Genomic DNA, 19,292 nt, shown 5'->3' with positions numbered 1-19,292 from the left:
TTGACTATTTTCGCTAGCTCTATTCACTCACTATCTGCACGCAACTGGCACAGCTAACTCAGTTACAACAGTGCCTTGCGTGCAGATCGCTCATGATTGGATAAACGACACATCCACCAACTGCCGATCCAACCGCTGGGCCAGTGCAGACGCTAGTTGACTCCCCACCTGGTGAGCGACAGGCAGCGCCACTAAATCAGCCAATCGCGTTACCTGCATACCCGCATAGCCACAGGGATTGATGCGCCCGAAGGGGGATAAGTCACCATCTACGTTTAGCGCAACCCCGTGATAGCTTGCGCCCCGCCGAATTCGTAACCCTAGCGAGGCAATTTTCGCTTCGCCCTGTTGCGTATCAACATAGACGCCAGGTGCATCTGGCTTCGCCCAGGCAGACACGTCATAGAGAGCAAGTACGTCAATCACTGAGTTTTCTAGCGCAGTTACTAACTCACGAACACCAATCTTGCCACGGCGAACGTCCAGCAATGGATATAAGACAATTTGGCCTGGGCCATGGTAGGTTACCTGCCCCCCACGATCCGTTTTCACGACAGGGATATCACCTGGCATTAACACATGCTCTGGCTTACCCGCCTGGCCCTGAGTAAAAACGGGGTCGTGCTCAACTAGCCAGAATTGATCAGGCGTTGTCTCGTCCCGCGTGTCGGTGAGTTCGCGCATCGCGCTCCACACCGGCAAGTAGGCACGATGGCCAAGCTGATGCAGCTCAATAGGTTGACTAGCCAAGGTCATACCACCATGTGTACGCGACCTGTCGCCTTCAGATCATCGAACAGCTGGCGTAATTGCTGTTCGCCAGTGGCCACAATAGTGACACGCACAGATTGAAAACGGCCGTTACGGCTGTCGACGACTTGCAGTGACGTCTCATCAAAATCTGGGGAATGTTTAACTATCACTTGGCACACGCAGGCTGGAAAATCCTCAGCGGCATCGCCAACCACTTTCAATGAGTAATCACAGGGAAAAGTGATTTTAGGTGGCTCGTTTACTTCAGGCTGACGTAAATCTCTTAGCCCATTTTTCGCGCCTTTTTTCATAGCTCGCCTTTACACGGGAATATATAGATACTTCTGCTCAGGGTACGAGTGCAGTACAGCCTTATAAGATTAGTAGCTTAAGCGCAAAAGACTAAAAATTCTGCGCTTAAGCCCACTCGCTGCTACTAAGCGGTGAAATTACTAATTAATCGATGAAGTTACTGATCAAACCACTGAAGAAACGCCTTACTTGGTCAAATAGGCGCTTGAACAAGCCACCCTCTTCAACATTTTCTAGCGCCACTAGCTGGCGTTCACCGACCATTTCCTCACCTAAATATACTTCTAGCGTACCGACATCATCACCCACGGCAATCGGCGCTTGAAGGTCGCTATCCAGGTTCAAGCGAGCACGCAACTCTTCATTACGGTTGCGCGGAAGCGTCATAAATACTTCACCGTCAACGCCAACACGCAGTTCATTGATATCTCCCCCCCAAACGCGCGGCGTTGCAAGCACTGCACCACGCTCATAGAGCTTCATCGTTTCATAGAAGCGGAAGCCGTAGCTGAGTAGCTTTTGCGTTTCCTGCGCTCTTGCCTCTTCTGAATTAGTGCCCATCACGACCGAAATTAGCCGCATGCCATCACGCTCGGCCGAAGAGACAAGACAGTAGCCCGCCTCAGTTGTCCAACCGGTTTTCAAACCATCGACACTCGGGTCGCGCCATAGCAAGCGGTTACGGTTTGGCTGATCGATGCCACCAAACGCGAAGTTGCGCTGAGAGTAAATAGTAAAGTGCTCAGGGTAATCATTAATAATATGCTGTGCCAACAACGCCATATCGTGAGCGGTGGAGTAGTGATTATCGCCAGGAAGACCTGTCGGATTTTGGAAATTAGTATTGTGCATTCCTAAGCGCGTAGCATGCTGATTCATCAAATCGGCAAATGGCGCTTCGCCACCCGCTAGGTGCTCTGCCATTGCCACGCTAGCATCGTTACCCGATACAATAATGATGCCATGCAGCAAATCATTAACCGAGACTTGATCGCCTACCTCAATGAACATCTTGGAACCGCCGGTACGCCAAGCTTTCTCACTGATATTGACCATATCCGTCAAGCTAATTGTACCGCGATCTAACTCACGCTCGACCAGATAGGCGGTCATGAGTTTAGTCAGGCTGGCGGGTGGTAAGCGTTCATCAGAATTATGTTCAGCAAGAATGCGACCGCTGTTGGCATCCATTAGAATCCATGAGCTCGCCGCCAGCTGAGGAGCGGAAGGAATAATCGTCTGCGGCTGTGGTATCACCTGGGCCATGACCGGCGAAGACACCACGGCAAAAACCGCAAACAAGCAAAGCCCTGCGGTACGGCGAATAGACATCAATACATTCATTTCTTACTTCTCACAACAAAGAAAAAACGTCAACGAAGCACGTTTAATTTAGCTAATAATTGGGGAGAACTATCTCACGATAAACGCTTGTGGGAAGCCCGCCCGACGGAGTTCTTCACGTGCTTGGGTTTCCTGCTTAGGACTCACTGGCCCAACTTGCACACGATGCACGTCAGCATCACTCATCACCCGTACGTTATGCGGGAGTTCACTGACCAGACGTTGCTGCAGCTGTTGGGCTCCTTCTTCACTGCCCAATGCCGCAATTTGTAGATAAATAGCATCATCTGCTGCCACTGGCTGCTGAACAGCAGCATCTCGAACAGACCGTTCATTCACAGTAGAAGATGCCGAAGACACCTCACCAACTGGCTGGCTACTTCTACCTTGCTGAGCCAGCCATTGCTCAGGCTCGATAGCCTCAACCCGGACGGCGCCAGTGCCATTATCTAAAAAGCCTAGCCGTGCAGCCGCTGCATAGGAAAGATCTATTTCACGGTCGCTATGAAAAGGCCCCCTATCATTGACGCGCACGATAACAGATTGACCGCTGTCTAAGCTGGTGACACGAGCAAATGTTGGCAGTGGCAACGAACGGTGAGCCGCAGACATTTTATACATGTCATAAATCTCTCCGTTTGATGTGGCATAGCCATGAAACTTTTCACCGTACCAAGAGGCCGTCCCTTGCTTCACGTAGCCCGCCGCATCCGGCAGCACATGATAGGTTTCCCCCCACACTTCATAAGTGGAGCGATTACCGGAACGCGATGGCGGCTCTATGCGAGGCTCAGCGTTTGGCACTTTGCTCACATCCGGCGGCTCTAGCGGATAGGCGTCGCCCGTCATTGCATAGCGCTCCCCCGATGATGCACCATCACTACTTGCTCCACTGCTGGGCGCACCGCTCGTACTTCCAGCAGGCTTACTAGCAGGCTGATTAGCGCTATTTTGTTGAGCTTCATGGCTGGCACAGCCGCTAACCAACGCTATGATGATCACCGCACCACCTATGCCACGAGCCTCAGACAGCACTGTTCTCATAGTTAGCCCTCAACCTGCCGTGCAATCGCCTCTGACAGTTCTGTCACTGCCATTGCATAGAGATGGCTGTGGTTATAGCGGGTAATAACGTAAAAGTTATATTCCCCCAAGCGATATTGGATACTATCATCAGCAAGCTCGAGCCTTAAAGGCACCACAAGCAGCTCTGAATCCAGTGCACTCTGTGGTTCAATGCCAGCTTCAATCGCTTCAGACACAGTCACTTCAGGCTTACTGGTTTGGTTAATAGGAAGCGTATCAGGCGCTGAATCAGGGCCATCGGCCTCATGATAAATTGCCCCATCACGCTGCCAACCATGTACAGCAAAATAGTTCGCCACACTGCCAATAGCATCGACCGGATTCTCCCATAAATCTCGTTTACCATCATCGTCAAAATCGACGGCATAGGCTTGATAACTTGTGGGAATAAACTGGGGATACCCCATTGCGCCGGCATACGAACCATACAGCTCGTCAACCTCAACGCCTTGCTCATGAGCGATTTTCAAAAAAGCCGCCAGTTCGCCGCGAAAAAAGCCACCACGAACAGGATGGTTGAAGGCTAATGTTGCTAATGAGTCTAATACGAGGTGGCGCCCTTTGTGTTTACCGTAATAGGTTTCAACACCAATAATGGCAGCAATGACCTCTGGCGGGACACCATAAACGTCCTCAGCCCGAGCAAACGCATCCTCATACTCACTGATGAACTCGGCTCCCTCCTCAATACGCTGCTGAGTTAAGAATATATCTCGATACTCATACCAACGTAAGCGGCGTTCAGCCGCACCTTCCATCGCGTCCAAAACAGATTGGTTAAAGCTGGCTTGATTCAAGGCATCTGTTAGCCATTGCCGAGGAATGCCTTGTTCTGCTAACTCGTCAACTAGCTGTTGCGTACCTTCGTGCTGCTGCGGATCAAAAGGCGACGCGTCGTCAGCCCATGCAACCGTGTAAGAGCACGCCAATAACATAGCTGCTACGCAGCCGCTTGCTTTACTTCGGGCCCATTTCATTAACTTACCACTCCTGTGAAAAAGCACCGCTACTTATCCATTCGATACTAGCGCGGCAACAACCGCCGATGGGCATGTATTGACATGAGAATACCGAACCCTGCCAGCAAGGTCACGCTGGAAGTCCCGCCATAGCTCACTAGCGGCAGCGGTACGCCAACAACGGGCAAAATACCACTTACCATGCCGACATTGACAAACACATATATAAAAAACGTCAGGATAATACTGCCTGCAAAAAGTCGCCCGAAGGTGTCCTGAGCAGAGGCTGCCAGCCAAAGACCTCGCCCCACAATCATGACATACAGCGATAGCAGCACGAGCATTCCCACCAGACCAAACTCTTCACCCAGCACGGCAATAATAAAATCCGTATGGCGCTCAGGCAGGAATTCTAATTGAGACTGGGTACCCTCAAGCCAGCCCTTCCCCCATAAGCCACCGCTGCCTATCGCGGTTGTTGATTGAATAATATTCCAACCCGCCCCTAAGGGATCACTATCCGGATCCAGGAACGTTAAAACCCGTTGACGCTGATAGTTGTGCATATTCATCCATAGAACAGGTAGTCCTGCCGCAATTAAGGCACCAATTAAACCAATTAGACGCCAGGATAAACCTGCCAAAAGCACAACAATCACCGCCGCGCTGGCCACTAAAAGCGACGTCCCAAGATCCGGTTGAATAGCCGTAAGCACCACCGGCAAGCCGATGATCACCGCGCATACAAAAATATGCTTGAAACGTGGCGGTAATTGGCAACGGTTCAGATAGGCAGCCACCATCAGTGGCACCGCTAATTTCATCATTTCAGATGGTTGAAATCGAATAACACCCGGTATCTCAAGCCACCGCTTTGCCCCCATCCCCACATCACCCGCTATTTCAACTGCTAACAACATAGCTAACCCCAAGCCGTAAGCTAAGGGAGCCCAGCGCAGAAACGTGGAAGGCGATAATTGAGCAATAACCACCATAACAGCGATAGCAACACCAAAACGTATCGCTTGCGCAATCACGGTATCAATACGCTGCCCGGAAGCGCTATAAAGCACTAATAGCCCACCCCCCATTAGCAACAGCAGCAAACCTAACAGCCACGGGTCAAGGTGAATCCGCTCCCAGATGCTTTTGCGCCGAGCAATACCGCTATCGGGTGGGCGTACTGGATAACGACGCAGTGGGCGAGAGAGGGTTTGCCATGACCTCATTAGTTGCCCTCCACGTTGGCAGTATCTTCTTCCAATGCTTCTTTAACTTCTTCAGCGTCTGGCGCATCGTCTCTTAATATCCATGCATCGGTCATCGCACGCGCCAAATGAGCGGCATGCGTACTCCCGCCCCCAGCATTTTCAACAATAACTGAGACCGCAATTTGCGGATCGTCGATGGGCGCAAACGCCATAAAAAGAGCGTGATCGCGTAAACGCTCTTCAAGTTCTGCGGCGTTGTAACGCTGATCTTGACCAAGCGAGAACACTTGGGCAGTGCCTGATTTACCCCCCATACGATACTCTAGCCCCACCCCTGTGCGGCGTGCCGTGCCTTCTCTCCCGCTGATTACTTTTTCCATGCCGCTGAAAACACGGTCCCACCAGCTGTCATTATCCAACTGAATATCGGGCAGCGTATCCGGCAAATCCAGCGCTAAGGGCTCGTCACCTATTGCTAACGCAAGACGTGGCTTTATCCAATGACCGCGATTAGCCAATGTAGCCGTTGCACTCGCCAGTTGTAACGGAGTTACTTGCCAGTACCCCTGCCCGATTCCCACAGAGAGTGTTTCACCGGGATACCAAGGCTGATTAAAACGCGCCCGCTTCCAGTCACGAGACGGCATCAGGCCGGTGCTTTCGCCTTGCACGTCATGAGCAACACGTTGGCCAAAGCCAAAATTGGTCATTTGTTCATGCAGATTATCGATACCCAGATCATGGGCTAGGGTGTAATAATAAGTATTGTTTGAAACGGCAAGAGACCGCTCCATATCTACTCGGCCATGCCCCCAGCGCAGCCAGTTACGATAGCGACGAGAGTCGTTGGGCAACTGATAAAAACCAGGATCATTAATCGTGCTATCGGGTGTGATAACACCCTCGACTAGTCCCGCAAGCGCCAAAAAAGGTTTAATGGTTGAACCTGGCGGATAATGGCCACGAATTGCTCGATTAAACAGCGGGAGGTCGATATTTTCCTGCAAGCCGCGATAAGAAGCGACATCAATTCCCGTCACAAACTGATTACTATCAAAGCCAGGCGTCGAGACCATAGCGAGGATTTCACCCGTCCCAGGAACGATCGCGACGATAGATCCACGCCGGCCATCTAACAGCTCGTAAGCCAGCATTTGCATTGACTTATCAAGCGTTAAAGTAAGGTTTTCCCCAGGTACCGGATCAGTACGACCGAGCTCTCTAAGTACACGCCCACGCGCATTCGTTTCAACTTTACGCAGCCCCGCCTGCCCGTGCAGTTCCGTCTCGTAAAAACGCTCAATCCCCGTTTTACCAATAAAGTGTGTTCCCGCATATCGCCCAGCATCGAGGGTTTGCAGCTCTTCTGCGTTGATGCGCCCTACGTAGCCCAGCGAATGGGCCATCATTTCGGCATCAGGATAGTAACGGAGCAGTTGCGCCTCTACTTCGACCCCTGGTAGACGATGTCGATTCACCGCTAGCCGTGCGATTTGGTCTTCGCTCAAATCACTCATTAAAAGCGCGGGTTGAAACGGGCGTTGGCGTTGCCGTGAACGGACATTGAACGCTTCAATATCATCTTCGGGCAAGTCTAGAAGCTCAACTAACAGCGCCAGCGTTTCATCTAAATCATCAACGCGTTCGCGCACCAACGTGAGGTTATAGGTAGGGCGATTTTCGGCAAGGAGGACGCCATTGCGGTCATAAATCAACCCCCGATTGGGGGGCAGCGGTTCGACACGGACACGGTTTTTTTCGGAGCGAGTACTATATAAATCGTGCTGAACGATCTGCAAGTATGCTAATCGTCCAGTTAGCAATCCCGTCAAAACAACCACCACTAAGACGGCAAGTAGCGCCCTGACACGAAAAATACGCAATTCTTGCTCAGGGTTTTTAAGCGTGTCATGGCGCTTAGGCATGGGTAACGATGACTCTCAAATCAGACAAAAAACAATTATCGATGATAGGGATGACCTACTAGCAGTGTCCACGCCCGGTAAAGTTGCTCAGCCAGCATTATACGTACCAGTGGGTGAGGCAACGTGAGGGGCGATAAAGACCATGCTTTATCGGCCATTGCTGAAAGGGATGGCTCTAAGCCATCAGGTCCTCCCACCAACAACACAATATCTTTGCCCAACATGCGCCAAGCGTCGGCCTCGTCAGCAAGTTGCTCGGTACTCCAGGTTTTACCCTTAACCTCAAGTGCCACGATATACTCGTCGCCACGAAGCTTGTCACGTATACGCTGAGCCTCTTGTGCTCGTGCTTTGGCTATATCAGCATTTTTGCCACGCTGACCGAGTGGAATCTCTTCAATTTCAAGCGAGAAGTCTCGAGGCAGCCGTTTGCGGTAGGTCTCAATGCCCTCCTCAACCCACGCAGGCATTTTGGTGCCCACCGCTAACAGCCGGATCTTCATGACATCGTGGCTCGCTCTTCAAACCGTTTGAGCGATTCACTAATAGCCCCAGCGTCATTGGGTAGGTCTGCCCATAAGCGCTCAAGATCATAAAGGGCTCTGGCTTCAGGCAACATAATATGGACAACCACATCGCCTAAATCGACCAATACCCAGTCAGCATTATCGCCACCTTCAACACCTCGGGGCGCAAGGCCTGACGCTTTGGCCTTTTCCACAACATTTTGCGCTAAGGCAGCCACGTGGCGAGTAGACGTACCACTGGCGATTAGCATCAAATCAGTAACTTCAGTCAGCTTGGAAACATCTAACTGCGTAATATCTCGTGCTTTAAGCTCTTCTAGGGCATCAACCGCTAGATTTTTAAGTGTATCGATGTGCATGGCTCCTAAAGGCAACCCCTTGTTGTCGTAAGCTCAGCAAAAGCAAGCTCAGTGATATTCAGTCAATCAGCCGGCCATTGTAACGGCTTCTTTCCTGACTGCCAGCGCTATTCACCAGAATGATAGAAACCGTGCCGCAGAATGGCTTCCTCGACGGCCTCAGGCAGTAGATAACGAACGCTTTTGCCCTTTTCTAAACGCTCTCTTATATAAGTAGCCGAAATCGCCATCATGGAGGGCAAGGCCAGCGTCAGAACGTTACCATTAGGGCTTCGCATTAGTTCATCTACACTATCGACTTCACGATTCCCCACCAGTTCCCTTAATTCCTCAGGCCAACGCGCGTTATAGCCTGGTCGAGCAATCACAACGAGATGTGCTAAAGAGAATATCTGACTAGCTTTGTGCCATTTGGCTAACCGCAGAAAAGCATCGAACCCAATGATCATCACTAGACACGCGCTATCGCCATACGCTTGCCGCAATTCAGCAAGCGTATCCACACTATAAGAAGGCCCTTCGCGGCGTAGCTCCCGATCATCAGCCATCACACCGGGTGTGTCGCTAATGCCTAGCCTTAACAACTCAAAACGCTGTTCCGGCGACACCTGAGGCGTATCACGCAGAGGCGGCTGAGGTGCGGGAATCATATGCAAACGATCAAGCCCAAGGGCTTCACGAACCTCAACGGCGCTTCGCAAATGCCCCAGATGTACAGGATCAAATGTGCCCCCCAGCATGCCTATTCGCATGGGTGTTGAACTCATTGCCTGATTTGCCCATCACCAAAGACCACATATTTCTGCGTTGTAAGCCCTTCTAATCCAACCGGCCCTCGCGCATGCAGCTTATCGGTTGAGATACCAATTTCCGCACCCAGTCCATACTCAAAGCCATCAGCAAAGCGCGTAGAGGCATTTACGATGACTGAGCTTGAGTCGACCTCAGCCATGAAGCGTCTCGCTAGACTGATGTCTTGAGTCACAATGGCATCGGTATGATGGGAGCCATATTGCTCGATATGCTGAATCGCCTCATCCATACCATCGACGACTTTAATCGCCAAAATAGGCGCAAGGTACTCAGCGCCCCAGTCTTCTTCTGTGGCCAACGCTGCTTGGGGCAGCAATGCTCGTGTACGCTCGCAACCACGTAGCTCTACATGGTGCTCGGCGTAGGCACGAGCCAACTCTGGCAGCACGATATCGGCAATCGGCGCATCCACCAGCAGCGTTTCCATCGTATTGCAGGTGCCATAGCGATGCGTTTTGGCGTTTACCGCGATGGCCAGCGCTTTAGCGGGATCTGCCGTAGTGTCGATGTAAACGTGACAAACCCCGTCGAGGTGTTTAATGACCGGCACCGTTGCTTCGCGGGAAATGCGCTCGATCAGAGACTTACCACCTCTTGGAATAATGACGTCGACGTACTCGGGCATGCTAATCATCGCACCCACTGCAGCGCGATCGGTGGTGGCAACAATCTGTACGGATTCAGCTGGCAAGCCAACATCGGCTAGCCCCTCCTGGATACAACTGCTAATCGCCGCATTTGACGCACTGGCCTCAGAACCGCCGCGTAGCAAGCAAGCATTACCCGATTTTAAGCACAGGCTTGCTGCCTCAAGGGTAACGTTCGGGCGAGATTCATAAATAATGCCAATAACCCCTAGCGGTACGCGCATTTTGCCAACTTGAATTCCGCTTGGGCGATAGCGCATATCGTCAATTTCGCCAACGGGATCTGGCAGCGCAGCCACTTGGTGAAGGCCTTCGACCATGGCATCAATTCGCGCATCATTAAGCGCCAGACGATCAAGCAGTGCAGCGTCTAGGCCAGTTTCTTTGCCACGCTGCAAATCAAGCGCATTAGCTTCCAGTATTAACTGTCTAGAGGCCGTCAGGCGCGACGCCATTGCCTCGAGCGCACGATTTTTCAATCCTGTATCAGCACGACGTAGCTCTCGAGCAGCAGCCCTAGCGCCTTGACCGAGCACCTGGATATAAGCGGGCACATTCCCCGCAGCTAATTGCTGTAGGGCTATGTTTTGGTGTGCGTTTGAACCGCTCATACTTTCTCCCTGTCTTATTGCGTATGCAAGGCAAGTTGCATTCTATGGTAGTGGTACTAGGTGTTTGGCAGTATGTTACGCCATTAGGGCGTTATACTGACGCTATTAATGATTACATTTCGACGCCCACGCCTGGTCAAAGTGCTCCATGGGCAATCTTGAATTAAAGGTGAATAGTAAGCCACCATGCAAAACAAGTACAAAATACGCCTGCTAAGAGCCAACTTGTTCGCAGCGGCGTTAGCATTAGCGTCCTGGACATATATGGCGCAGCCAGCGGCCGCGCTAGTACTTTGGTTGTCTGTAGGCTGGCTTTTTGTTACTGCGCTATTGCTCGACTTTAGCCATCGTCGTTCTAAAGGCCTACCTTGGCAAGTGCTCACCGGGGCGCTACTGCTGGGGCTAATTGCCGTGGCTCCAGAGCGCCATAGCTTTTTAATATGGGCGTGGGCGGCAATGTTTATGCTGCCTCAGAAACGCTGGGTGGCCGTGTTCAATACGTGCGCCGCGTTGATTAGCTGGTCATTCATTGCCCCTCTTCTTAGCTTACCCGAAGCGCTGCTACTGTTGGCGGCATTGATCACACTAGGCGTGCTGTCCAGCGCAAAAGCGTGCCAGTTAATCGATATTAACGGCTCCATTCGCAAACGCCTTCGGCTAATCCCCGGGTTAAATCTATGGCCTAGCGGGCAGCTGCTGAGAGACCTCAGCCGCGAACAAACCCGTTCTGAACGTGAAGCCATCTATGCAGAGTTATTAATTATCCAAGTAAAACGCCATCAGCTTTGGTCGTCGGGGCAAAAATTATGCAGCCTCATATACAGCTTCGAACACGTTTATCGCTTAAATAATCAGACACTTGCCGCCTTGATGTTGTCGCATAACCCAAAGGAAGCCGCCCAACGCCGCAAGCTTCTCTGCGCAGGCCTCCCAGAAACACAGCACTCCCACCACCTACCACTAATGGATATAGAGCTATCGGGTCTATCCGTCGAGGCGCTAGTTCAGCTCCCGCCTCAACAACGGGAAGGTAACAATGATTGACCAACTGCGGCACAGACACCTGATGACTTTTGCCTACACCGCGAGTGTGATCCTAGTAGCAGGGTACACATTCTGGCTTTATCGCATGGGCAATTATCACGACCTTTTAGTGCCAATGTTTGTGACACTGCTGCTACTTACTGCGTTGTTAATGCACCACAGCCAGGCGTTAAAGCCTGTTATTCCCCGCGCTATTTTACTGGGTAGCAGTTATGTCATTACCCTGGCCGCCTTCTACAATCATCCTAGCACCTCTACGATTTGGATCGGACTGCCCACGGCCGCTGCATTTTTTTTACTACCGCTATCGAGCGCTTTCTTGCTAACGGTATTTTCCAGCCCCTTATGGTGGCTACTAACCCGTCACAGCGATGCATCCTCAGAGACAGTTATTGCTTATACCGCTCTCATTCTGCTGATGGCCTTACCACCATGGGAGCACGCACGACAGCGAGCATTGCTGAGGGCAACAGACCCAAACGACAATGATTGCAATGCTTACCATATTGATACGCTAAAAGAGCGTCTTCACAATGAGTTTCTGCGCGCAGCAATGCTCAACAAGCGCTTGGCAGTCTTAGTGATGCATTTACCCCAACTTGATATGGCGGAAGAGCAATTTGGTTCACGCGCAAAAACGGCGCTGCTGGGTGCGCTCTGTAACGAAGTCAATAGCCGTTGCCGCGACCACGATCTGTTAGGCCGGGCAGGCAACGCCACGTTCTGGTTAGTGCTGCCCGACACAAGTGAGAGCGGTGCTATGTTGGTGCGCGAGCGGCTTCAACGCGCACTATCACAACGTGTTCTAGTAGAAACGGGGCAGTTAGAAACCCGTATTGCTGTTTGCCTACCATGCCGAAATGAGAGCTTTGAACGCTACATAAATCGCCTGGAAGCTCGTGCAAACGCATTATCTATCGCCTAATGCGGATTAAATGGAGCAGTATTTTTCATGGCTGATGCGCTTTTTGCCCTGTCACTCTCGCCAGCTATGTTACTACTGTTGGTTGCACTGATTTCGCTGCTTGAATCCCTTGCGCTGGTTGGCTTATTGGTGCCTGGTGTTGTGTTAATTACCGCCGCTTCGTCCGTGGCGGGGCATGAAGCCATTGCCCTGCCATGGCTAATCGGTGCTGCGTTAATAGGCGCCATTCTGGGGGATAGCATTAGCTACCTGCTCGGCTACCACCATCGTGAACAGGTCACTAACCGCTGGCCTTTATCCATGCACCCAGAATGGCTTGAACGCGGCGTACGTTTTTTTAACCGTTATGGTATCCATTCAGTATTTATTGGTCGGTTTGTAGGTCCAGTCCGCCCCATTATTCCGCTTATTGCAGGTATGATGCGGATGCCAAAGCGCACTTTTTTGTGGGCCAATATCACCTCCGCAGCCCTGTGGGCTCCCGCTTATGTGCTGCCTGGCTACTTACTAGGAAGAACCTGGCAACAGCACCTCAACCTCCCCCCAAATATAGAAACGGCAATCATTACATTAAGCGCCTGTATCGTCGTGCTGGCAGTGATTTTTTCCTGGGGAAGAGCCCAGGTTGGACGCCACGGTTTCATCTACTTGGCAACAGCACGTCTTATTCGCCGTATCCCCTTTATGCGTCGGTCGTGGCTCTCAATGAGCCTTAATGATGAAGTGCCGCTAGCCTCGTTACTGCTGTTTTTGATCACGTTGGCAAGTGTCTCCGCCTGGACTCTGCTAGTAATCAATCACCAAGGCCCGCTGGCAATAGACCTACAAGCACAGCGACTGTTTAACTGGTTAACCAATGAACCACTTCAATTAATCAGCGTAGCCTTAGCTAAAACAGGGGATGCACTTGGGATTAGCGCACTACTTTTGCCTTTGGCCGTTTGGCTGATCCACCATAAACGCATCGATGCTCTCTGCCATTGGGTCTTTGCCATCGGTGGCGTTGCGCTGCTCAATACAATAGGAAAAATGGTTTTTGAGCGTACTCGACCAGCAACACCAGAGCACTTAATTGGCTCATTTTCATACCCAAGTGCACACACCTCCACAACGGTTGTTATTGTAGGGCTAGCAGCGGCTTTTATTGCGGCAGAATTGCACCGCAAACAACGCGTTTGGGTTTATTGGCTGGCCATTATCTTAGCAACACCCATGGCGTTATCGCGCTTGATATTAGGCGTTCATTGGCTAAGTGATCTCATCGGCGGCGCCCTCTTGGGCTTGCTGGTATGCGCCCTCATTCGGCTGAATTGGCAGCGACGCGTTAGAGCTCCTTTACCTCATTGCCCATGGGGCAGACTCGTGGCTTCCACCACCGCGCTGCTAGTTTTGCGGATTATCCTGCTGCCACCTGTCTAGCCATTCGGTGCTATCCCAGGGCCAGCCAGATTCCCACGCCTATCATTAATGTCCCCGCAATGCGATTAAGCAACCTTACATTGCCACTTTTGCCCAGCACGTTACGCAGCGTTTTTCCCCCTGTTGCGTAGACCAGCATGCTGGCAAACTCGATCACTAAAATAACCGCAATCAGCAGGGTTAACTGAGGCGCAAGTGGCCGACTGCCATCTAAAAACGGCGGCAACAGCACCATAAAAAAGGCCCAGCCTTTAGGGTTGGCCACTGCCGTGACTAATCCCTGAGTGGCCAACTGCACTCGCCCTGCAGCAGGTCCGGCATTCAGTTCGGCAGGAATAGCCATACGCCCTCTAGAGCGCCACATCATAATGCCCAAATAAGCTAAGTAAGCGCCGCCTACCCACTTAAACGCAATGAACAGCTCTGGCTGTCGTAGCATTAACGCGGCCACACCAGCACCTGCAGCGGCGGCCACAATACCAACACCCACTAACTCGCCTATCATCATCCACAGTGTTCGCTTTACCCCCTGGGTCATGCCCAACACCATGGCCAGCGTCATACACATCCCCGGCGTTAGTGAAACGAACAAAAAAGTGGGTACAAACACTGACAGCGTCGCCCATGACATCATCATTACTCTTCCGTGTTGTTTACTTCGTTATCTGTATCGTTCGACGTGGTTTCATACCCCTCTCCCCAACGCGGTACAAGGCGGTGGGCAATACCTAACTGATTGAGTATCCGGGCGACCACAAAGTCGATCAAATCTTCTATCCGTTCTGGGCGATGATAAAAGCCGGGGGCCGCAGGCAAAATCACGACACCCAGGCGGCTTAGCGCCAGCATGTGCTCCAGGTGAATGGGCGAAAATGGACTTTCACGCGGCACGATGACTAATGTCCGCCGCTCTTTGATGGCAACGTCAGCGGCACGCTCAATTAAGTTATTGCTCGCGCCAGTTGCGACTGCTGACAACGTACCTGTAGAGCAGGGGCAAATTACCATCGCAGAGGGAGCACCGGATCCCGATGCCACGGGCGCCATCCAGTCTTCACGCCCAAAACAGCGGATTTGACCGGGCTTGGCACCACTCTGCTCAGTAAGCGCCTCTACTAAGCGCTTTGGCTGAGCGGGTAACGACACATCCGTCTCAGTGGAAATGACCATGTGTGCCGCTTTGGAGATCATTACCCACACTTCATGCCCTGAGGCCACCAGTACGTCGATCAAGCGCAGGCCATATTGCGCCCCTGAAGCACCTGTCAGCGCCACCGTCACCGGAGGTTTAAAGTCTGTCACTCAGTTTGCTCCTTGGCAGCCAACGCACTCAATAAACGCTGGTGAACGCCCTCGAAACCGCCGTTAGACATCACAACGATACGGTCGAGTGGCGACGCGTGAGCAACAACCGCCTTAACAAGTGCATCGATATCGCTATATAGCTCAGCGCGTTCGCCTTGTTCAGCCACTAACGCCTCCATTGACCAGTCAAGCCCTACTGGTTGAAACCAGAACACTGCATCCGCATCGGCAACGCTCTCGTTTAGTCGAGCACGTAGAGCGCCTAAACGCATGGTGTTGGAACGTGGCTCAATCACCGCGAGTAGTCGCCCTTTGGTGGTGGCTGCGCGCAACCCTTTTAACGTCGCTGCAATCGCTGTTGGATGATGGGCAAAGTCATCAATAACTTGTACGCCGTCCACTTCACCGATGATTTCCTGACGCCGACGGGGCGTTTTAAAACGCGCGAGAGCGGCACAAGCGCGAGCGAGATTCACACCGCAACGGCTCGCTGCAGCAAGTGCCGCGAGTGCATTGCGCGCGTTGTGCTCACCGGTTAACGCCCACTCGACCACGCCGTCCTCTTCGCTGTTTGCCCCGATGTGAAGCACCTGAAAGCGACTACCATCCTCACGTTCCAAACGCAGTTGCCACTCGCTGCTCTCTAACGTGCCGAAATGCTCGACCGACGACCATGCCCCCATTGCCAGAACACGCTCCAGCGCTGGCTGTTGATCAGCAACCAGCAAGCAGCCTTGGCTCGGCACCGTTCGCACCAAATGGTGAAACTGGCGTTCAATCGCAGCAAGGTCAGGAAATATATCGGCATGGTCAAACTCCAAGTTGTTCATCACCGCAACCTGGGGGCGGTAGTGAACAAACTTAGAGCGCTTATCAAAAAACGCCGTATCGTACTCGTCAGCCTCGACAATAAAGGGACTGTCGTGATGACCTAAGCGTGCCGACACGCCAAAATTACGCGGCACGCCGCCAATTAAAAACCCAGGCGTTAAGCCAGCGCTTTCCAATAGCCATGCTAAAAGGCTGGCAGTGGTGGTCTTACCGTGAGTACCTGCAACGGCAATGACTTGCCTGCCAGGCAGTACATGTTCAGCCAGCCACTGAGCGCCTGAGGTATAGGGCAAACCGCTATTTAGCAGCGCCTCGACTTCCGGATTACCCCGCGATAGCGCATTTCCTACAATGACAAGTGCAGGCTGATCAGCAAGGTTTTCGGCGCGATACCCTTCCATCAAGGTGATCCCTGCCTCTTCCAACTGGGTACTCATGGGAGGATACACATTCGTATCTGAGCCGCTCACCTGATGCCCTAACTCCCGCGCCAGCAAAGCCAGGCTCCCCATAAAAGTGCCGCAGATACCCATAATATGCAGACGCATAGGTGAAGCGCTCCTTACTCAACCAGTTAACTAAGCTGCTGAGACTAGCATGCAACGTTAACTGGCTCATCTAGTTCAAGGCAGGTCTGGGCTTTAAAACTAGCGCCTAAGCTCGTTCAGAAGTGACAAAACGCCCAGTTTGATGCAGGATGCGGCTACCTTTTTGCTCATGATCTCTTAAATACGATCATTCATACATATCCTATCGCTGACCAGTGTCAGTGCTACCGAGGGAGCTTACGATGCGCGTTTTAATTCGCTATTTCTTCAGAGGTGTTCGCCTTATTCTAGCCCCCGTCATGTTGATCTCAGAGAAGCTTTCAACCCCCAAAGCGGTAGAGCGTACCGAGGAAGAACAAGCTAAGGTCGATGCTGCCTGTGAACACTTGGCCCTCTACCAGTTCCGGACGTGCCCTTTCTGTATCAAAGTACGCAAAGAGATCGCTCGGCTGGGCCTAAAGATCGAATTGCGCGATGCTCAGCTAGACCCTGTCCATAAAAAAGCCCTTCAAGAAGGCGGCGGCAAGGTCAAAGTTCCCTGCTTAAAAATTAATCATGAAGACGGCCGGGAAGAGTGGCTCTACGAGTCAGATGCCATTAACCGCTGGTTACACCAACATTTTGCTTAAAACACATTTATACAGATGCCGCTATTGAGCAAAAGCGCCTTAATAGCGGCTCACACTCCCTCCACCTTCGTCTAACCTCCCCTCCTTGCAAGGCCGTACCCAGCCCAGTCATTCAGCAGATGAATGATACCTCTCATTATTTCGATTGTATGACGCGCCCCACACTCTCTATGTTTATAGCGAACAGAATATTGTTAGAACAGCTTACAAGCTGACCGTGTCTGTTTTGCTGGTTTTTAAGAGCACTTAGTTTTAAATACACTGTTTTTAAACACACTTGCTTTGGCCAGCAAAGTGAACAATAAACAATACAAAGGGAAACATTATGACGTTTAAGAAAACGCTACTGGCTTCTGTTATTGGTGCTGTGGTTGCAGGCACGACGATGCTGCCCATGACCGCGAGCGCAGAAACCCTGCGCATTGGTTACTCTGCCGATCCTGAAACCCTCGATATCCACGAGCAGTTATCTGGCGGCATGTTGCGCCTCTCACACTTAGCGTTTGACCCGTTGGTACGTTGGACAAAAGATTTCGAGTTTGAGCCGCGCCTGGCGACCGAATGGGAACAGGTAGACGAAACCACGACACGCATGACGCTGCGTGAAGGCGTCAAGTTTCACTCAGGTAACGATTTCACCGCCAAAGACGTGGTATGGACCATTGAGCGTCTCAAAGAGAGCCCCGATTATCGCGCTATTTTCGAGCCCGTCGCAGGCGCCGAAGCAGTTGACGATTACACTGTCGAAATTACAACCACTGAGCCCTACCCGCTACTGCTCAACCTTGCGACTTACATTTTCCCCATGGATAGCGAGTTCTACACGGGAGAAACGGAAAGCGGCAATGAAAAAGCAGAAATCGTAAAAGCGGGCAACTCATTTGCATCGCGAAATGCATCGGGCACAGGCCCGTTTATTATCACTGAACGCCGCCAAGGTGTCCGCGTTGATTTTGAACGCTTTGAGGATTACTGGGATACCGAAAGCGAAGGCAACGTTTCTAAAATTGTCCTGACCCCTATTGCTGAGAATGCCTCACGCGTGGCGGCACTACTGTCAGGCGGCGTTGACTTTATCGATGCCGTACCGCCCAACGATCTGGACCGTGTTCGCGAAGCCGATAACGCTAACCTAGTAGAAGTGGATGGTACGCGCATCATTGGCTTCCAAATGAACGAAGAGCGCGTTGAAGCCTTCCAGGATGCACGTGTGCGACAAGCCGTTGATCTGGCGATTAACCAAGAGGGTATTGCCGACCGCTTAATGCGCGGCTTCGCCACGCCTGCAAGCCAGTTCTCTCCCGCAGGCTATTCCGGCCACAACCCTGACTTAGTGCCTCGTTATGACGTTGAACGCGCCAAAGAGCTGATGGCAGAAGCGGGCTACGAGGAAGGGTTCAGCGTTGACATGATCGCGCCCAACAACCGCTATGTGAACGATGCTCAGATCGCTCAAGCAGTGGCAAACATGCTGGCACAAATTAACATTAACGTTAATCTGCGCACGATGCCCCTCGCTCAATACTGGCCTGAGTACGATGAGCGCGCTTCCGACATGGCGATGATTGGCTGGCACGCTGACACCGAAGACACCGCCAACTTCTTCCAGTACCTCTCTTTCTGTATTGATGAAGAGACTGGCGCTGGCCAGTACAACTACGGCAGCTACTGCAACGAAGAAATCGACGCACTTGTGACTGCGGCAGATAGCGAAACCGATCTCGAAAAACGCAATGAAATGCTGCGTGAAGCCGAAGCCATGCTTTATGAAGACGTGGGCTACATCACGCTGCATTGGCAGAACCTTGCCTATGGTGCAGCTAACGGCGTTGATATCGAGCCGGTTGTTAACGCCCTAGACTTCCCCTACCTAGGTGATCTGGTAATTAGTCGCTAATTGCCACGCTTACTTTCAAACGTGCAAGGATGCTTCGTTCCCCAAAGCTTTGGGGAACGAAGCGTTGTATGTGGTTAACAGCCTCATCATAGGCTTCGCCCTAACTTGCAATTAACTCTCTATTAAACCTATGACATAGGTGGCGTA

Annotated in this window: 19 protein-coding genes; 5 read left to right on the top strand and 14 right to left on the bottom strand. The window is 51.8% G+C overall.

The window, feature by feature from the left end:
- Window positions 1-90: 90 nt before the first annotated feature.
- From lipB to NF683_RS15645, 11 genes are all read right to left on the bottom strand, one after another.
- Entirely contained in the window at window positions 91-756 is a 666-nt protein-coding gene (gene lipB / locus NF683_RS15695; RefSeq protein ID WP_193060126.1) for a lipoyl(octanoyl) transferase LipB, read from the bottom strand.
- Window positions 753-1,064: an HP0495 family protein gene (locus NF683_RS15690; protein ID WP_089038102.1), complete on the bottom strand. Its 312-nt coding sequence runs from the start codon at window positions 1,062-1,064 to the stop codon at window positions 753-755. The genes lipB and NF683_RS15690 overlap by 4 nt, the downstream gene beginning before the upstream one ends.
- 145 nt (window positions 1,065-1,209) lie before the next feature.
- Window positions 1,210-2,409 carry a D-alanyl-D-alanine carboxypeptidase family protein gene (locus tag NF683_RS15685; protein WP_193060125.1) on the bottom strand — a complete coding sequence of 400 codons (1,200 nt, stop codon included), beginning with the start codon at window positions 2,407-2,409 and terminating at the stop codon, window positions 1,210-1,212.
- Window positions 2,410-2,478: 69 nt separating this feature from the next.
- The gene (locus NF683_RS15680; protein ID WP_089038100.1) at window positions 2,479-3,453 is read right to left on the bottom strand and encodes a septal ring lytic transglycosylase RlpA family protein; all 975 of its coding nucleotides are present in this window, start codon (window positions 3,451-3,453) and stop codon (window positions 2,479-2,481) included.
- A gap of 2 nt (window positions 3,454-3,455) precedes the next feature.
- Window positions 3,456-4,472, bottom strand: a complete 1,017-nt coding sequence (gene mltB, locus NF683_RS15675) for a lytic murein transglycosylase B (protein WP_089038099.1) — start codon at window positions 4,470-4,472, stop codon at window positions 3,456-3,458.
- A gap of 47 nt (window positions 4,473-4,519) precedes the next feature.
- A complete protein-coding gene (gene rodA / locus NF683_RS15670) occupies window positions 4,520-5,683 on the bottom strand; it encodes a rod shape-determining protein RodA (RefSeq protein ID WP_193060122.1) in 1,164 nt (387 codons plus the stop codon).
- A complete protein-coding gene (gene mrdA / locus NF683_RS15665; RefSeq protein WP_193060121.1) occupies window positions 5,683-7,590 on the bottom strand; it encodes a penicillin-binding protein 2 in 1,908 nt (635 codons plus the stop codon). Before mrdA ends, rodA begins: the two co-directional genes overlap by 1 nt.
- 35 nt (window positions 7,591-7,625) lie before the next feature.
- The gene (gene rlmH / locus NF683_RS15660) at window positions 7,626-8,093 is read right to left on the bottom strand and encodes a 23S rRNA (pseudouridine(1915)-N(3))-methyltransferase RlmH (RefSeq protein ID WP_038483601.1); all 468 of its coding nucleotides are present in this window, start codon (window positions 8,091-8,093) and stop codon (window positions 7,626-7,628) included.
- On the bottom strand, window positions 8,090-8,476 hold the full coding sequence (rsfS, locus tag NF683_RS15655) for a ribosome silencing factor (protein WP_038483599.1): 387 nt from the start codon (window positions 8,474-8,476) through the stop codon (window positions 8,090-8,092). The genes rlmH and rsfS overlap by 4 nt, the downstream gene beginning before the upstream one ends.
- Before the next feature lie 107 nt (window positions 8,477-8,583).
- Window positions 8,584-9,243: a nicotinate-nucleotide adenylyltransferase gene (gene nadD / locus NF683_RS15650; protein ID WP_193067926.1), complete on the bottom strand. Its 660-nt coding sequence runs from the start codon at window positions 9,241-9,243 to the stop codon at window positions 8,584-8,586.
- Complete coding sequence (locus NF683_RS15645) at window positions 9,240-10,547, bottom strand: glutamate-5-semialdehyde dehydrogenase (RefSeq protein WP_253920419.1); 1,308 nt, start codon at window positions 10,545-10,547, stop codon at window positions 9,240-9,242. The genes nadD and NF683_RS15645 overlap by 4 nt, the downstream gene beginning before the upstream one ends.
- Before the next feature lie 186 nt (window positions 10,548-10,733).
- On the opposite strand from NF683_RS15645, the gene NF683_RS15640 reads away from it, so the two are divergent.
- Genes NF683_RS15640 through NF683_RS15630 form a run of 3 tightly spaced genes read left to right on the top strand, consistent with a single transcriptional unit; the run spans window position 10,734 to window position 13,935 of the window.
- On the top strand, window positions 10,734-11,591 hold the full coding sequence (locus tag NF683_RS15640) for a hypothetical protein (RefSeq protein WP_253920418.1): 858 nt from the start codon (window positions 10,734-10,736) through the stop codon (window positions 11,589-11,591).
- On the top strand, window positions 11,584-12,516 hold the full coding sequence (locus NF683_RS15635) for a GGDEF domain-containing protein (RefSeq protein WP_089038093.1): 933 nt from the start codon (window positions 11,584-11,586) through the stop codon (window positions 12,514-12,516). Before NF683_RS15640 ends, NF683_RS15635 begins: the two co-directional genes overlap by 8 nt.
- A 27-nt stretch (window positions 12,517-12,543) precedes the next feature.
- Window positions 12,544-13,935 (top strand): bifunctional DedA family/phosphatase PAP2 family protein, encoded by a 1,392-nt coding sequence (locus NF683_RS15630; RefSeq protein WP_253920417.1) that lies wholly within the window; start codon window positions 12,544-12,546, stop codon window positions 13,933-13,935.
- 10 nt (window positions 13,936-13,945) lie between these two features.
- On the opposite strand, the gene NF683_RS15625 is transcribed toward NF683_RS15630, so the two are convergent.
- From NF683_RS15625 to mpl, 3 genes are read right to left on the bottom strand one after another with little or no spacing between them, the layout of a single operon-like run.
- Window positions 13,946-14,569, bottom strand: coding sequence for a LysE family translocator (locus tag NF683_RS15625; RefSeq protein ID WP_193059891.1), 624 nt, complete (start codon window positions 14,567-14,569; stop codon window positions 13,946-13,948).
- A 2-nt stretch (window positions 14,570-14,571) separates the two neighbouring features.
- Window positions 14,572-15,237 (bottom strand): flavin prenyltransferase UbiX, encoded by a 666-nt coding sequence (locus tag NF683_RS15620; RefSeq protein ID WP_253920416.1) that lies wholly within the window; start codon window positions 15,235-15,237, stop codon window positions 14,572-14,574.
- Window positions 15,234-16,619 carry a UDP-N-acetylmuramate:L-alanyl-gamma-D-glutamyl-meso-diaminopimelate ligase gene (gene mpl / locus NF683_RS15615; protein ID WP_253920415.1) on the bottom strand — a complete coding sequence of 462 codons (1,386 nt, stop codon included), beginning with the start codon at window positions 16,617-16,619 and terminating at the stop codon, window positions 15,234-15,236. Before mpl ends, NF683_RS15620 begins: the two co-directional genes overlap by 4 nt.
- A 242-nt stretch (window positions 16,620-16,861) precedes the next feature.
- Between mpl and NF683_RS15610 the strand changes: the two genes are divergently transcribed.
- Both NF683_RS15610 and NF683_RS15605 read left to right on the top strand, forming a co-directional pair.
- Window positions 16,862-17,248, top strand: a complete 387-nt coding sequence (locus NF683_RS15610) for a glutaredoxin family protein (RefSeq protein ID WP_253920414.1) — start codon at window positions 16,862-16,864, stop codon at window positions 17,246-17,248.
- A 325-nt stretch (window positions 17,249-17,573) separates the two neighbouring features.
- On the top strand, window positions 17,574-19,145 hold the full coding sequence (locus NF683_RS15605) for an ABC transporter substrate-binding protein (RefSeq protein ID WP_089038089.1): 1,572 nt from the start codon (window positions 17,574-17,576) through the stop codon (window positions 19,143-19,145).
- Window positions 19,146-19,292: the final 147 nt, after the last annotated feature.

Origin of the sequence: Halomonas sp. MS1, assembly GCF_024182575.1 — a bacterium.
Taxonomy (GTDB): Bacteria; Pseudomonadota; Gammaproteobacteria; order Pseudomonadales; family Halomonadaceae; genus Vreelandella.
This window is presented reverse-complemented; position numbering and strand designations above follow the sequence as displayed.

Coding starts and splice junctions, on each gene's coding strand:
- lipB (WP_193060126.1), bottom strand. CDS start 756: ATGACCTTGGCTAGTCAACCTATTGAGCTGCATCAGCTTGGCCATCGT.
- NF683_RS15690 (WP_089038102.1), bottom strand. CDS start 1,064: ATGAAAAAAGGCGCGAAAAATGGGCTAAGAGATTTACGTCAGCCTGAA.
- NF683_RS15685 (WP_193060125.1), bottom strand. CDS start 2,409: ATGAATGTATTGATGTCTATTCGCCGTACCGCAGGGCTTTGCTTGTTT.
- NF683_RS15680 (WP_089038100.1), bottom strand. CDS start 3,453: ATGAGAACAGTGCTGTCTGAGGCTCGTGGCATAGGTGGTGCGGTGATC.
- mltB (WP_089038099.1), bottom strand. CDS start 4,472: ATGAAATGGGCCCGAAGTAAAGCAAGCGGCTGCGTAGCAGCTATGTTA.
- rodA (WP_193060122.1), bottom strand. CDS start 5,683: ATGAGGTCATGGCAAACCCTCTCTCGCCCACTGCGTCGTTATCCAGTA.
- mrdA (WP_193060121.1), bottom strand. CDS start 7,590: ATGCCTAAGCGCCATGACACGCTTAAAAACCCTGAGCAAGAATTGCGT.
- rlmH (WP_038483601.1), bottom strand. CDS start 8,093: ATGAAGATCCGGCTGTTAGCGGTGGGCACCAAAATGCCTGCGTGGGTT.
- rsfS (WP_038483599.1), bottom strand. CDS start 8,476: ATGCACATCGATACACTTAAAAATCTAGCGGTTGATGCCCTAGAAGAG.
- nadD (WP_193067926.1), bottom strand. CDS start 9,243: ATGAGTTCAACACCCATGCGAATAGGCATGCTGGGGGGCACATTTGAT.
- NF683_RS15645 (WP_253920419.1), bottom strand. CDS start 10,547: ATGAGCGGTTCAAACGCACACCAAAACATAGCCCTACAGCAATTAGCT.
- NF683_RS15640 (WP_253920418.1), top strand. CDS start 10,734: ATGCAAAACAAGTACAAAATACGCCTGCTAAGAGCCAACTTGTTCGCA.
- NF683_RS15635 (WP_089038093.1), top strand. CDS start 11,584: ATGATTGACCAACTGCGGCACAGACACCTGATGACTTTTGCCTACACC.
- NF683_RS15630 (WP_253920417.1), top strand. CDS start 12,544: ATGGCTGATGCGCTTTTTGCCCTGTCACTCTCGCCAGCTATGTTACTA.
- NF683_RS15625 (WP_193059891.1), bottom strand. CDS start 14,569: ATGATGTCATGGGCGACGCTGTCAGTGTTTGTACCCACTTTTTTGTTC.
- mpl (WP_253920415.1), bottom strand. CDS start 16,619: ATGCGTCTGCATATTATGGGTATCTGCGGCACTTTTATGGGGAGCCTG.
- NF683_RS15610 (WP_253920414.1), top strand. CDS start 16,862: ATGCGCGTTTTAATTCGCTATTTCTTCAGAGGTGTTCGCCTTATTCTA.
- NF683_RS15605 (WP_089038089.1), top strand. CDS start 17,574: ATGACGTTTAAGAAAACGCTACTGGCTTCTGTTATTGGTGCTGTGGTT.